11 protein-coding genes are annotated in these 12,769 nt (G+C 70.6%); 6 read left to right on the top strand and 5 right to left on the bottom strand.

What is annotated here, in order from left to right; all coding sequences use genetic code 11:
- Window positions 1-961, top strand: a 961-nt coding sequence (locus G3I19_RS28380) for a cyclopropane-fatty-acyl-phospholipid synthase family protein (protein WP_164266576.1), incomplete at its 5' end; no start/stop codon positions are given.
- The gene (locus tag G3I19_RS28375; RefSeq protein ID WP_164266575.1) at window positions 958-1,764 is read left to right on the top strand and encodes a DUF1295 domain-containing protein; all 807 of its coding nucleotides are present in this window, start codon (window positions 958-960) and stop codon (window positions 1,762-1,764) included. The genes G3I19_RS28380 and G3I19_RS28375, both read left to right, overlap by 4 nt.
- 117 nt (window positions 1,765-1,881) lie before the next feature.
- On the opposite strand, the gene G3I19_RS28370 is transcribed toward G3I19_RS28375, so the two are convergent.
- From G3I19_RS28370 to G3I19_RS28355, 4 genes are all read right to left on the bottom strand, one after another.
- Window positions 1,882-2,637 carry an anti-sigma factor gene (locus tag G3I19_RS28370; RefSeq protein ID WP_164266574.1) on the bottom strand — a complete coding sequence of 252 codons (756 nt, stop codon included), beginning with the start codon at window positions 2,635-2,637 and terminating at the stop codon, window positions 1,882-1,884.
- Window positions 2,634-3,218, bottom strand: a complete 585-nt coding sequence (locus tag G3I19_RS28365) for a sigma-70 family RNA polymerase sigma factor (RefSeq protein WP_164266573.1) — start codon at window positions 3,216-3,218, stop codon at window positions 2,634-2,636. Before G3I19_RS28365 ends, G3I19_RS28370 begins: the two co-directional genes overlap by 4 nt.
- A 317-nt stretch (window positions 3,219-3,535) precedes the next feature.
- Entirely contained in the window at window positions 3,536-4,378 is an 843-nt protein-coding gene (locus G3I19_RS28360) for a siderophore-interacting protein (RefSeq protein WP_164266572.1), read from the bottom strand.
- 47 nt (window positions 4,379-4,425) lie between these two features.
- Window positions 4,426-5,331: a 5'-3' exonuclease gene (locus G3I19_RS28355; RefSeq protein ID WP_164266577.1), complete on the bottom strand. Its 906-nt coding sequence runs from the start codon at window positions 5,329-5,331 to the stop codon at window positions 4,426-4,428.
- A 229-nt stretch (window positions 5,332-5,560) separates the two neighbouring features.
- Here G3I19_RS28355 and G3I19_RS28350 point away from each other — a divergent pair, with 229 nt between their 5' ends.
- The 4 genes from G3I19_RS28350 to G3I19_RS28335 all read left to right on the top strand — a co-directional run bounded on the left by G3I19_RS28350 (window position 5,561) and on the right by G3I19_RS28335 (window position 11,252).
- Window positions 5,561-6,637 carry a betaine/proline/choline family ABC transporter ATP-binding protein gene (locus G3I19_RS28350; protein ID WP_164266571.1) on the top strand — a complete coding sequence of 359 codons (1,077 nt, stop codon included), beginning with the start codon at window positions 5,561-5,563 and terminating at the stop codon, window positions 6,635-6,637.
- The gene (locus G3I19_RS28345; RefSeq protein ID WP_164266570.1) at window positions 6,630-9,260 is read left to right on the top strand and encodes an ABC transporter permease/substrate binding protein; all 2,631 of its coding nucleotides are present in this window, start codon (window positions 6,630-6,632) and stop codon (window positions 9,258-9,260) included. Before G3I19_RS28350 ends, G3I19_RS28345 begins: the two co-directional genes overlap by 8 nt.
- 274 nt (window positions 9,261-9,534) lie before the next feature.
- Complete coding sequence (locus G3I19_RS28340; RefSeq protein WP_164266569.1) at window positions 9,535-10,110, top strand: helix-turn-helix transcriptional regulator; 576 nt, start codon at window positions 9,535-9,537, stop codon at window positions 10,108-10,110.
- A gap of 140 nt (window positions 10,111-10,250) precedes the next feature.
- Complete coding sequence (locus tag G3I19_RS28335) at window positions 10,251-11,252, top strand: DUF2510 domain-containing protein (protein WP_164266568.1); 1,002 nt, start codon at window positions 10,251-10,253, stop codon at window positions 11,250-11,252.
- A gap of 37 nt (window positions 11,253-11,289) precedes the next feature.
- On the opposite strand, the gene G3I19_RS28330 is transcribed toward G3I19_RS28335, so the two are convergent.
- On the bottom strand, window positions 11,290-12,492 hold the full coding sequence (locus tag G3I19_RS28330; protein WP_164266567.1) for an amino acid deaminase/aldolase: 1,203 nt from the start codon (window positions 12,490-12,492) through the stop codon (window positions 11,290-11,292).
- Window positions 12,493-12,769 lie beyond the last annotated feature (277 nt).

Below are 12,769 nucleotides of genomic sequence, written 5' to 3'. Positions count from 1 at the left end.
CGGGCCTTGCTGTGCAGGGCGCCCCGCACCGCCGGCCTCCCAGGCCAGGCTGCGCGGCGCCCTGCACAGCAAGGCCCGCGACCGGGCCGCGATCAGCCACCACTACGACCTCTCCAACGACTTCTACGCGCTGCTGCTCGACGAGACGATGGCGTACTCCTGCGGCTACTGGACCAGCGAGGAGCCGGAGTACGGCCCGGCCGACGCCCAGCGCGACAAGCTGGAACTGATCTGCCGCAAGCTCGCGCTGACCCCCGGCGCCCGGCTGCTCGACATCGGCTGCGGCTGGGGATCGCTCACCCTGTACGCGGCGCAGGAGTACAAGGTCCAGGTCACCGCGGTCACCCTCGCCGCCGAGCAGGCGGAGTACGTCAGGAACCAGGTGGCGGAGCGCGGGCTGGGCGATCTCGTGGAGGTCAGGCTCGCCGACTACCGCGACATCACGGGCGGCGACTACGACGCGGTGTCCACCATCGAGATGGGCGAGCACGTCGGTGACGCCCAGTACCCCGGCTTCACCGCCACGCTGTTCGGCATGGTCCGCCCGGCGGGCCGGGTGCTGGTCCAGCAGATGTCCCGCGGCACGGTCGCCCCGGGCGGCGGCCCCTTCATCGAGGCGTACATCGCCCCCGACATGCATATGCGCCCGCTGGGCGAGACCGTCTCGCTTCTTGAGGGCGCGGGTCTTGAGGTACGGGCCGTGGAGTCGCTGCGCGAGCACTACTCCCGGACCGTCGCGGCCTGGGAGCGGACGCTGGAGGAGCGCTGGGAGGAGTTCCGCGCTCTGGCCGGCGAGGAGACCGCGCGGGTCTGGCGGCTCTATCTGGTGGGCGGGCGCCTCGCGTTCGAGGAGCGGCGGATGGGCGTGGACCAGATTCTCGCCGTACGCCCCGACGACAGCGGACGGAGCGCGATGCCCGCCACCCCGCACGACTGGTACGCCGGGGACGTCCGGCGGTGAGCGGTTACCCGTGGGGCGCCTTCGGCCAAGGGGTGGGCGCGGCCGCCGCGGCCGCGCTCGCCGTCATGCTGCTCACCTTCGCCGTCGCGGTGGCCAGGGGGCTGCACCGGATCGTCGACATCGCCTGGGGCCCGGCGTTCGCCGCGGTCGCGCTCGTCTCGTACGCCGTGTCGGCGGGGGAGGGCGGCGACGGGGTACGCCGTCTCGTGGTCACCGCGCTGACGGTGGTCTGGGGGCTGCGGCTCGCCGTCCACATCGCGCTGCGCGGACGCGGCCACGGCGAGGACGCCCGGTACGAGGCGATGCTCGCAAGGGCCCCGGGCAGCCGGAACCTGTACGCGCTGCGCAAGGTCTATCTGCTGCAGGGCGTGCTGGTCCTGCTCGTCTCGCTGCCGGTCCAGGCGGCGCAGTACCTGCCGGGCACGGTGGGTCCCGCCGGGTACGCGGGCTGTGCCGTATGGCTGGTGGGGCTGGTCTTCGAGGGTGTGGGGGACCGGCAGCTGGCCCGCTTCAAGGCGGACCCCGCCCACCGCGGGCAGCTCATGGACCGCGGCCTGTGGTCCTGGACCAGGCACCCGAACTACTTCGGCGACTTCTGTGTCTGGTGGGGGCTGTTCCTGTTCGTCTGCGACGATCCGGTGGTCGCGGCGGCGACCGTCGTCAGCCCGCTCGTGATGAGTTTCCTGCTGATCGGCGGCAGCGGGAAGCGGCTGCTGGAGCGGCATATGGCCGACCGGCCGGGCTTCGCCGCGTACGCCGCGCGGACCAGCGGTTTCTTCCCGTGGCCGCCGAAGCGGGGCTGAGCCGGGGGAGACACGGCGCGACGTGAAGGGGGAGCCCGGCCGGGCTCCCCCTTCACGTTCAGTCCCTCACGTTCAGCCCTTCACGTTCAGTCCCTCACGTTCATTCCTCCGGCCGGTTCAGGCCGCGAAATTCATCAGTGCCAGCGGGGTGGTCGTCGGTGCCTTCGAGCCGCCGGCCGGTTCGACCGTGATGCCCATACCGGCCGCGGAGTTCACCGAGCCTTCCATGAGCACGCTCTCGGAGGAGGACGAAGGATTCAGCAGACCCGCGGAACGCATCGTTCCGTTGTCGTTGAACCAGAGCTGGTAGACCTTGCCGCCCGGCGGCTTCGGCAGCCCCGATGCGAGGAACGCCGCCCGGTTCCTGGTGTGCGAGACGACGACCGTGCCGTGCGCCCCGTCCTTCAGCTTCCCTGTCGTGACCTTGGCGTCAGGAGCGGCGAGCACCGCGGCCAGCGCACGCGCCTGCTGCTGCGACTGCGCGGCGGAGTTCCTGGCGTCACCGGCCTCCTGGTGCTGCCACACCGCGACCCCGCCGAGACCGACGGCAGCGGCGAGACAGGCCGCGAGCGCGAACCGGGAGAGCGCGCGGCCTCCGCGTGCGCCGCCGCCACCGCCGCGGTGCTGCTGCGGCAGCAGCGGGGCCTCCTGGCGCTCGGTGGCGATCCGGCGCAGGACCTCCTGCTTGAGCGCGGGCGGCGGGGTCACCGTGACCGCGAGGGCCAGCCTGCCCGCTGTCGCCACCAGCTCACGGACCTCCTGGGTGCAGGCGGGGCAGACCTGGAGATGCTGCTCGAACTCGGAGCGCTCGTCGGGTTCCAGGGCATGCAGTGCGTAGGCGCCGGTCAGTGTGTGCAGATCCGCTGTCATCATGCGCTGACCCCCAGGCAGTCGCGCATCCGGATGAGTCCGTCGCGCAGTCGAGTCTTGATGGTGCCGAGCGGTACGGAGAGCAGCTCGGCCACTTCCCGGTAGGCCAGGCCCCGGTAGTACGCGAGTGTCACCGACTCGCGCTGCACCTCTGTCAGAGAACTCAGACAGCGGCGCACCTGCTCCCGCTCCAGCCGGGACTCGACCTGCTCGACGACCTCGTCGAACGCCGGCGTCCGGTCGAGCAGGGCGGCCCGCTGCTCACGGTCCGAAGCGGCCTGGGCCGAACGCACCCGGTCCACCGCCCGGCGGTGGGCGAGCATCAGGACCCAGTTCATCGCGGAGCCACGGTCGGGCTGGAAACGTGCCGCGCCGCGCCACACCTCCAGAAGCACCTCCTGGGCCACCTCCTCCGACTGCGCGGGATCGCGCAGTACCGCGCGTACCAGTCCGAGAACGGGGCCGCACACGGAGTCGTACAGACGCGAGAAGGCGTCTTGGTCGCCGCGGGCGACCAGGGCGAGCAATTGCTGCAGATCAGGTCCCGCCGAAGCGGCTCCGCTGATGTGCACGGCTTCTTTCACGCGGCGTTCCTCCACAGGGCGGGCAGGCGGTATACGAGTTCTCGGCGGGTATTCGGAGCGGGCGCGGCGGTGGATTGGTCAGGCGTACGAAATCTTCCGCGCCGCCGTCTCCGCGCCGCCTGTCCCGTGCCGCCTGTCCCGTGCCGCCCTGCCCGTGCTGTCCGGCTCGCGTCGGGCCCATCCTGTGCCGCCCGACCCGCGTCGGCCGTCTCCCAGCAGAACACGTGCCACGGTGTACGGCCGCCGGGCACAGCGGACAGCCCCCGGGGGCGAGCGCACGCTCACCCCCGGGGGCTCTTTCCGCCGGCACGGACCGGTCAGCCCGCCTGTTCCTGCTCGGCCTCCACCTGGGCGTTCCACTCGCGCTTCGCCGCGCGCCAGGTCTCGTCGTCCTGACCCAGCCGCCAGTAGCCCGAGATGGACAGCCGCTCGCGGGGGATCCCGCGGTCCAGCCGCAGATGGCGCCGCAGCTCCTTCACACAGCCCGCCTCGCCGTGCACGAAGGCGCTGACCTCACCCGCCGGGAAGTCGAGTGCCTGCACCGCCTCGGTCAGCGCCTCGCCCGCCGGGCGTGCGCCGCGGTGCAGCCACCGCACCCCGACGCCGTCCGGAGCCGCGATCTTCTGCTCCTCGTCGGGGCCCGACACCTCCACGAACGCGTGGACCACGGCGCCCGCGGGCATCGCCTCCACCGCGGCAGCGATGGCGGGCAGCGCGCTCTCGTCGCCCGCCAGCAGGTGCCAGTCGGCGGCCGGGTCCGGTGCGTACCCGCCGCCGGGGCCGAGGAAGCGCATCGTGTCGCCGGGGCGGGCGCCCGCCGCCCACGGGCCGGCCAGCCCTTCGGTGCCGTGCACGACGAAGTCGACCACGAGCTCACGCAGCGCCGGGTCCCAGGACCGCACCGTGTACGTCCGGGTGACGGGCCACTGCTCGCGGGGGAGCTCCTCGCGGATCCGGGCCATGTCGAACGGCTCCGGATAGCTCACGCCCTCGGGCGGGAAGAGCACCTTGATGTAGTGGTCGGTGAACTCCGATGCGTCGAACGCGTCCAGCCCCTCACCGCCGAGGACCAGACGGACCATGTGCGGGGTGATCCGTTCGGTACGGACCACCTGCGCCTCGTGGGCCTGCGGTGTCTTACGGGCCGGTGCTTCCGCCACGGACAGCTCCCCAGATCGATATAGTTAGGCTCACCTAAGTTAGCACTTCAGTCCTGGAGAGTGGAGAGCAGGCGCTGGAGAGATCCGCCCAGACCCCACCGGGTGGCGAGCAGTTCCAGGGCGGCCGGGTCGTGCGGTGCGGTGGGCAGCGCGGGATCGAACGGCGGCAGCGGCACGTCCGAAGCGACCCGCACCACCTTCGGGGCCACCGCCACATAGGCGCGCGCCTCGTCCAGCTTGCGGCGCTGCGAAGGGGTGAGCCCGGACGCCGGATCGTCGACCGCGGCCATGATCCCGGCCAGGTCGCCGAACGCGTCGAGCAGCTTCGCCGCGGTCTTCTCGCCGATCCCCGGCACGCCGGGCAGGCCGTCGCTCGGGTCCCCCCGCAGCAGCGCCAGGTCCACATACCCCTGGCCCGTCACCCCGTACTTCTCGCGCAGCAGCGCCTCATCGGTGAGCTGGAGGTTCCCCACGCCCTTCAGCGGATACAGCACCCGAGCGCCACGGGCGTCGTCCACCAGCTGGTAGAGATCGCGGTCCCCGGTGACGATGTCGACCGGACCGGTGGCCGCGCCGGCCAGGGTGCCGATCACGTCGTCCGCCTCGTACCCGTCCACTCCCACCCGGGCGATGCCGAGCGCGTCCAGCACCTGCTCGATCACCGGGACCTGCGGGGCCAGGGTGTCCGGGGTGTCCTCTTCGTCCGGGCCCTGCTCGGTCTCCACGGCCACCCGGTGTGCCTTGTACGAGGGGATGAGGTCGACCCGCCACTGGGGGCGCCAGTCCGCGTCCATGCACGCGACCAGGGAGTCGGGCCGGTGGTCCTGCACCAGTCTGGCGATGAAGTCGAGCAGTCCGCGCACGGCGTTGACCGGGGTGCCGTCCGGGGCCCGTACCGTGTCGGGGACTCCGAAATAGGCCCGGTAGTAGAGGGAAGCGGTGTCGAGGAGCATCAGGCGTCGGGTCACGCTCCGATCATGCCGTACGCCACCGACAGCCACCCGAAAGTGAGCTGGGTCACTCTTCTGTTTGGGGCGGATAAAGGTGGGCAGGCGCCGCCACGGAGCGGAACCAGTAGCAGATTCAAGTATTGCGAGGGTGAAGCGGACCGATCCCGTGCCGCTCCACGACCCGTCGACACGGGGGTGACAGGTCGTCTTCGTTTCAACGCGTGAGGTATATGTGTCCAGGCTGCAAGCCGACCGCTTGTACAAAGTGTTCGGCAGACGACCCGATGAAGCCGTGCAGAAACTCGAGAACGGCACCGGCCGCGATGAGCTGCGCGGTGAGGGCACGACTGCCGCGGTCATCGACGCATCCTTCACCGTCGAGCCCGGCAACATCTTCGTGGTCATGGGTCTCTCGGGTTCCGGCAAGTCCACGCTGCTGCGCATGCTCAACGGGCTCCTCGAGCCGACGTCGGGCCGGGTGCTCTTCGACGGCCAGGACCTGACCGCGCTCAGCGACAGCGAGCTGCGCGAGGTGCGTTCGAAGAAGATCAGCATGGTCTTCCAGCACTTCGCGCTCTTCCCCCACCGGAGCGTCCTGGAGAACGCCGGCTACGGCCTGGAGGTCCAGGGCGTGCCCCGCGCCGAGCGTGAGAAGCGGGCGGCCGAGGCCCTGGAGATGACGGGTCTCGCGGGCTGGGAGACCTCCTGGCCCGACGAGCTGTCCGGCGGTATGCAGCAGCGGGTGGGCCTCGCCCGCGCGCTCGCGACCGACGCGGACCTGCTTCTGATGGACGAGTCCTTCAGCGCGCTCGACCCGCTGATCCGCCGTGACATGCAGGACCAGCTGCTCGAACTGCAGAAGCGGCTGAAGAAGACGATCGTCTTCATTACCCACGACCTCAACGAGGCCATGCGCCTCGGCGACAGCATCGCGGTCATGCGCGACGGTGAGATAGTCCAGCTCGGCACAGCCGAGGACATCCTCATCACGCCGGCCAACGACTATGTCGCCTCCTTCACCAAGGACGTGGACCGCACGCGCGTCCTCACCGCTGCGGCGATGATGACCGACGCGCACCGTCCCGACGCGGGCGACTGCGGCTGCGAGACCGTCACCCCCGACACCACCTTCGCCGACCTGTGCGGCGTGAGCGCGCGTGTCCCGCACCCGGTGGCCGTGAAGAACGCCCAGGGCAAGCTGGTCGGTGTCGTCGAGCAGTCCCGTCTCGTAGGATTCCTCGGCGAGTACGCCGAGGCCCCCCTGGTCTGCGACGCCGCGCCCAAGAACAAGGCGGTCGCCAGTGCCTAGGTTCCATTTCGGCGACTGGGTCGAAAACATCGTCAAGTGGCTGCAGGATCACGTCGGCTGGCTCTTCGACGCGATCAACAGCGTGCTCACGCACATGTACAACGGTGTCGACGCGGTCCTCGGCGGCGGTGAACCGCTGCTGATGGCGGGCATCTTCGCCGTCCTCGCCTTCTGGCTGCGCGGTCTCGTACCAGCGGTGCTGACCTTCGTCGGCTTCGCCCTGATCGACGCGCTCGCCCTCTGGGACGAGGGCATGGACACGCTGTCGCTGGTGATCGTCGCGGCGGTCATCACCATCGTGATCGCGGTGCCACTGGGTATCTGGGCGGCGCGCAGCGCCAAGGTCGGTGCCACGGTCCGCCCGGTGCTCGACGTGATGCAGACGATGCCCGCCTTCGTCTACCTGATCCCGGGCGTCATGTTCTTCGGCGTCGGGGTGACCCCCGGCGTGATCGCCACGATCGTCTTCGCGATGCCCCCGGGCGTCCGGATGACCGAGCTCGGCATCCGGCAGGTGGACGGCGAACTGGTCGAGGCCGCCGAGGCGTTCGGCACCTCCCCGCGCAACATCCTGCGCCGGGTGCAGCTGCCCCTGGCCCTGCCGACGATCATGGCCGGTGTCAACCAGGTCATCATGCTCGCGCTCTCCATGGTCGTCATCGGCGGTATGGCCGGTGCCGGCGGTCTCGGTGAGAAGGTCTACGCGGCCATCACGCAGCTCCAGGTCGGTCTCGCCGCCGAGAGCGGTGTGGCCGTGGTCATCCTGGCCATCTACCTGGACCGGATGACCGGCGCTCTCAACCAGCGTGTCTCCCCGCTGGGCCGGCGCGCCGCCGCGAAGGCGGCCTCCATGGCCCAGAAGTGGAGCTTCACGCACTACCGTCCCGGCACCACCGTCGCCGTGATCGGCGTCGTGATCCTCGGGCTCGTCGCGGGCGGCATGAACCTCGGCTCGGCCTCCGACAGCAAGGGCTCGTCGCAGGCGGGCTCGGACGTCGGCCACGGCAAGCAGATCAAGATGGGGTACATCCCCTGGGACGAGGGCATCGCCTCCACCTACCTGTGGAAGGAGCTGCTGGAGCAGCGCGGCTACACGACCGACGTCAAGCAGCTCGACGCCGGCCCGCTCTACTCCGGTGTGGCCCGCGGCGACGTCGACTTCCAGACCGACTCCTGGCTGCCGACGACCCACAAGGACTACTGGAACAAGTACAAGTCCCAGCTCGAGGACATGGGCCAGTGGTACGGCCCGACGTCCCTCGAACTGACCGTGCCTTCGTATGTCAAGGGTGTGAAGTCCCTGGCGGATCTGAAGGGCAAGGGCAAGGAGTTCAACGGCAAGATCATCGGTATTGAGTCGAGTGCCGGTGAGATGGGTCTGCTGAACAAGAAGGTCCTGAAGGCTTACGGGCTGCAGGGTGAGTACAAGGTGGTGTCGTCGAGTACGTCGTCGATGCTGGCTCAGCTGGACCGCTCCATCAAGAAGAAGGAGCCGGTCGTCGTGGTGCTGTGGTCGCCGCACTGGGCGTACGGCAAGTACGACCTGACGAAGCTCAAGGACCCGAAGGGTGCCTGGGGCAAGAGCGACTCGATCCACACCGTCGCGCACAAGGGCTTCGACAAGAAGGACCCGACGGTCGCGAAGTGGCTGAAGGACTTCAAGCTCACCGAGGACCAGCTGACCAGCCTGGAGAACTCCGTCCAGAGCGCCGGTGAGGGCCATGAGCAGGACGGCGTGCGCGCCTGGCTGAAGAAGAACCCGAGCATGGTGAACAAGCTCGCGCCCGTCGCGAAGGGCGCCGGCGCCCCGCAGAAGGGCAAGGACGCGGGCAAGGCCGTCAACCTGGGCTTCTTCCCGTGGGACGAGGCCATCGCCTCGACGTACCTCTGGCAGAACATCCTGGAGGACCGCGGCTACAAGCCGAACGTCAAGCAGCTCGACCCGGGACCGCTGTACACCGCGCTCGCCCAGGGCCAGGAGGATGTGCAGTTCGACTCCTGGCTGCCGACGACGCACAAGCAGTACTGGGACAGATACAAGAGCAAACTCACCGATGTCGGCTCCTGGTACGGGCCCACATCGCTTGAGCTGTCAGTGCCTTCGTATGTCAAGGGTGTGAAGTCCCTGGCGGATCTGAAGGGCAAGGGCAAGGAGTTCAACGGCAAGATCATCGGTATTGAGTCGAGTGCCGGTGAGATGGGTCTGCTGAACAAGAAGGTCCTGAAGGCTTACGGGCTGCAGGGTGAGTACAAGGTGGTGTCGTCGAGTACGTCGTCGATGCTGGCTCAGCTGGACCGCTCCATCAAGAAGAAGGAGCCGGTGATCGTGGTGCTGTGGTCGCCGCACTGGGCGTACGGCAAGTACGACCTGACGAAGCTCAAGGACCCGAAGGGTGCCTGGGGCAAGAGCGACTCGATCCACACCGTCGCCCGCAAGGACTTCGGCAAGGATCTGCCCGAGCTGAACGGCTGGCTGAAGAACTTCAAGCTCAGCGAGGACAAGCTCAACTCCCTCGAGGTCGCGATCCAGGACGGCGGTGCGGGCAAGGAGAAGCAGTCCGCCCGCAAGTGGCTCGACGCGAACCCGGGCCTGGAGGACAAGCTGGCGCCTGTCGGCAGCTGATCCGACTCTCCCGCGGGGATCTTCCGCGGAAGGCTCTCCCGTAAGGGGCGGGCAACGCCACCGGCGTTGCCCGCCCCTTACGGCGTTCCGGGCGCCCTTCGGTCAACTTCGGTCCGCCGGTCGGCACTTGAGGGCAGTCGGTCAGGGCGGCCGTGCGGCTGTGCGGCGGAAAGGTTGTGCGACGCGGGTGTGACAGGACGGCCCTCCCGTGGTCCGAAGCTGCGTAAGGTGCTAGCAGACACGACCGGGCGACAGGGCAAAGGGAGGGGAACCGATGGACGCTAACGAGAAGGAGGCGTTCCGGGTGGGTGCCGCCGTCCGCAGGCGCCGCCGCACACTGGGGCTCACCCTCGCGAAGGTGTCCGCGCGCAGCGGGCTGTCCGTACCCTTCCTCAGCCAGATCGAGAACGAGCGGGCCCGGCCGAGCGAGCGCTCGCTCCAGCGGGTCGCCGACGCGCTGGAGACCACGGCCGTCGAGCTGCTCGCGGTGTCCGACGCGGGGCGCACCGTCGACGTGGTCCGCGCGGTGGCCGCCGACGGCGAGGTCCCCGACCCCGAGCCGCAGATCCGGGACCTGGTGCGCGGCCACCACCAGCTGCACGCCATGGAGTTCACGGGTGAGCAGGAGACCGGGCGTGAGTTCCAGCACCGCAACGACGAGGTGCTGTACGTCGCCGAGGGCGCGGCCGAGGTGGAGGCCGAGGGCCGGGCGTACCGGCTGGCGCGCGGTGACAGCCTCTTCCTCTCCGGGGGAGTGCGGCACCGCTGGCGTGCCACGGTGCCCGAGACCCGGATCGTCGTCGTCGCGGTCGCCGAACACGTCGACGCGACGGCCGACCCGCAGCGCTAGACGCCGTCGGCCCGTCCCGGACGCTGTCGGCCCGTCCCGGACGCCGTCGGCCCGTCCCGGACGCCGTCGGCCCGTCCCGGACGCCGCCGGACTCCGGACGCCGTCGGACTCCGGGCGGCGCCGGACTCTAGAGTGACGGGATGACCCACGCGACCCCGCCCGGCTGGTACCCGGACACCGGCCTGCCCGCCACCGAGCGCTGGTGGGACGGTACGGCCTGGACCGCGCACACCCGCCCGTTCGTCGACGCCGTACCGCAACAGCCCGGCCTGGCAGGTCCTCAGCAGGACCTGCCCGCGGCGCCGTACGGCTTCGGTCCGCCGTCGGCAGCCACACCCGCACCCGTACCCGCGGGCCGGCGCGGGCCCGGTGGTGGTCTGCGGCGCGTGGTGCCGCTCGCCGTCGGAGCGGTGGTCGTGGTCGCCGTCGCGGTGACGGTGGCGGTCACCGTGGTCAACAGCGGTGGCGGTGACGGCAAGGCGGCGCACTCCCCGGCAGCCACCGGCGCACCCGCCTCGCACCCGGCCACAGCCGCCGGGACGCACGCTTCGGGCGCCGGGGCACCGCCGACCGCCGACCCGGCCCTGCTCGTCGACCAGCTGAACGGCATCACGCTGCCGGTCCCGGACGGCTGGGAGAAACCGACCAGCACGGTCGAGGACGTCACGACCATGCGGACCAGCCACTCCTACACGTGCCCCGGCGACTCGGCCTCGTTCTGTTACCACGGCACGGTCACCTCACGCACCGCCGACCAGAGCGACGTCTCATCGGCCGAGGCGGTGGCCAAGGCGGACATCGAGGACGCCGCTGACAGCTCGTACGACAAGGACCTCGTCGGCGACCTCGACTACGACGGCATCACCTCCCACACCCGGACCGAGTCCCGGCCGGTGAACGTCGCGGGCCGCACCGGCTATCTGGTGCGCTGGCGGGTCAGAACCGGTGCGGGTCCCGGGGGTTACGTCCAGACCGTCGCCTTTCCGTCCTCCCTCGGCTCCGAGTCGATGGTGGTGGTGCGCTTCGCCTTCGACGCCGGGCCCGACGGGCCGCCGCTCCACGTCATGGACACCATCACCAGCGGGATCCGCCCCATCGGCGATGCCACCAGCGGCGGTGTGGGCAGCAGCATCGCCCCCTGACCCTGACCCTGACCCTGACCCGGGCCCGGCCCCGGGGCTACAGGAAGGTGTGGCCCTCGCCGCGGTACGTCGGCGCGGTCCCCGTCACCCGGTCGCCCTCGACCAGCTGGAGCGCGTCGAACCGCTCGCACAGCTCACCCGACTTGGCGTGCCGGAACCACACCTTGTCACCGAGCAGCAGATCGTCGGCGGGGGAGCCGAGCAGCGGGGTCTGGACCTCGCCCGGCCCCTCCTGCGGGTCGTAGCGCAGCCCCTCAGGGAGGTACGGGACGGGCAGCCGGTCCTGTCCGGCCGCGCCCGACGCCGGATAGCCGCCGCCGAGCACGGTCACCACACCCACGCCCGGCCTGCGGACCACCGGCATCGCGAAGAGGGCCGCCGGGCGCCCGGTGAAAGAGGTGTAGTTGTCGAAGAGCCGCGGTACGAAGAGGCCGGAACCCGCCGCGATCTCGGTCACCGCGTCCTCGGCCGCCGTGTGCTGCACGCTGCCTGTCCCGCCGCCGTTGACGAACTCCAGGTCCGGCGCCACCGCCCGGACCGCCCGCACCACGGCGGCCCGCCGGACGGCCAGCTCCCTGCGGGCCGTGGACTGCATCAGCCGCACCGCGCGCGAGCGCAGCGGCCGGCCTGCGATGGAGTCGCCCACCCCCGCGATATGGCCCTCGTACGCCATCAGCCCCACCAGCCGGAAGCCCGGGCGCCGCGCCACCGACCGTGCCAGCTCGGCGAGTTGGGCGGGGTCGCGCAGCGGCGACCTGAGCGCCCCGATGCGTACCCGGCCGCCGAGCATCCGGAGCGAGGTGTCCAGCTCCAGACAGACCCGGATCTCCTCACGGCCACCTTCCCGCGCGCCGTCGATCAGCTCCAGCTGGGCCGGATCGTCCACCATCACGGTCACGGCGGCCGCCAGCTTGGGGTCGCCCGCCAGCTCGGCGTATCCGGCGCGGTCGGCCGACGGATAGGCGAGGAGTACGTCGTCGAACCCGGACCTGGCCAGCCACAGCGACTCCGCCAGGGTGAACGACATCAGCCCGGCGAAGCCGTCCCGCTCCAGCACCCGCTCCAGGAGCGTCCGGCAGCGTACGGACTTGCTCGCCACCCGGATCGGTTTGCCGGCCGCGCGGCGGACCAGGTCGTCGGCGTTGGCGTCGAAGGCTTCGAGGTCGACGATCGCCAGCGGGGCATCGAGGGCGGCGGTGGCCCGGTCGTACCGGGTCCGGTCAGCAGCACGGGGCGTCATGGCCGAAGCCTGCCAGACATGATTACCGGAGGGTAGGGGGATGTTCTGGGCAGATGCCCCGTGCTTACCGTCCGGTTCCCGCAGGTCGCGTGCCAGCCCGTAGAGTGACCGACGGACCCGCCAGGAAGGCGAATTCGGGCGGACGCACAGGGGGGCGGATGAGTACCGAGGCGCGACGTGCCCCCTTCCCGTCCTTCCCGCCCCGCCCGAAGGAACCGCCGACCGCGCAGCCGCCGGCGCAGCGCCCCGCCCAGGCCGGCCCGGGGCGGCCCCCGGC

Source organism: Streptomyces sp. SID10853, assembly GCF_010548145.1.
GTDB lineage: Bacteria > Actinomycetota > Actinomycetes > Streptomycetales > Streptomycetaceae > Streptomyces.
The sequence above is the reverse complement of the archived record's forward strand: the minus strand, read 5'-3'. Positions and strand labels throughout refer to the sequence as shown.

Bases quoted from the DNA above. Each gene is read 5' to 3' on its own strand.
- G3I19_RS28330 (WP_164266567.1), bottom strand. From the start codon at position 12,492: ATGACGCCCCGTGCTGCTGACCGGACCCGGTACGACCGGGCCACCGCC.
- G3I19_RS28370 (WP_164266574.1), bottom strand. From the start codon at position 2,637: ATGATGACAGCGGATCTGCACACACTGACCGGCGCCTACGCACTGCAT.
- G3I19_RS28355 (WP_164266577.1), bottom strand. From the start codon at position 5,331: ATGCTCCTCGACACCGCTTCCCTCTACTACCGGGCCTATTTCGGAGTC.
- G3I19_RS28335 (WP_164266568.1), top strand. From the start codon at position 10,251: ATGACCCACGCGACCCCGCCCGGCTGGTACCCGGACACCGGCCTGCCC.
- G3I19_RS28340 (WP_164266569.1), top strand. From the start codon at position 9,535: ATGGACGCTAACGAGAAGGAGGCGTTCCGGGTGGGTGCCGCCGTCCGC.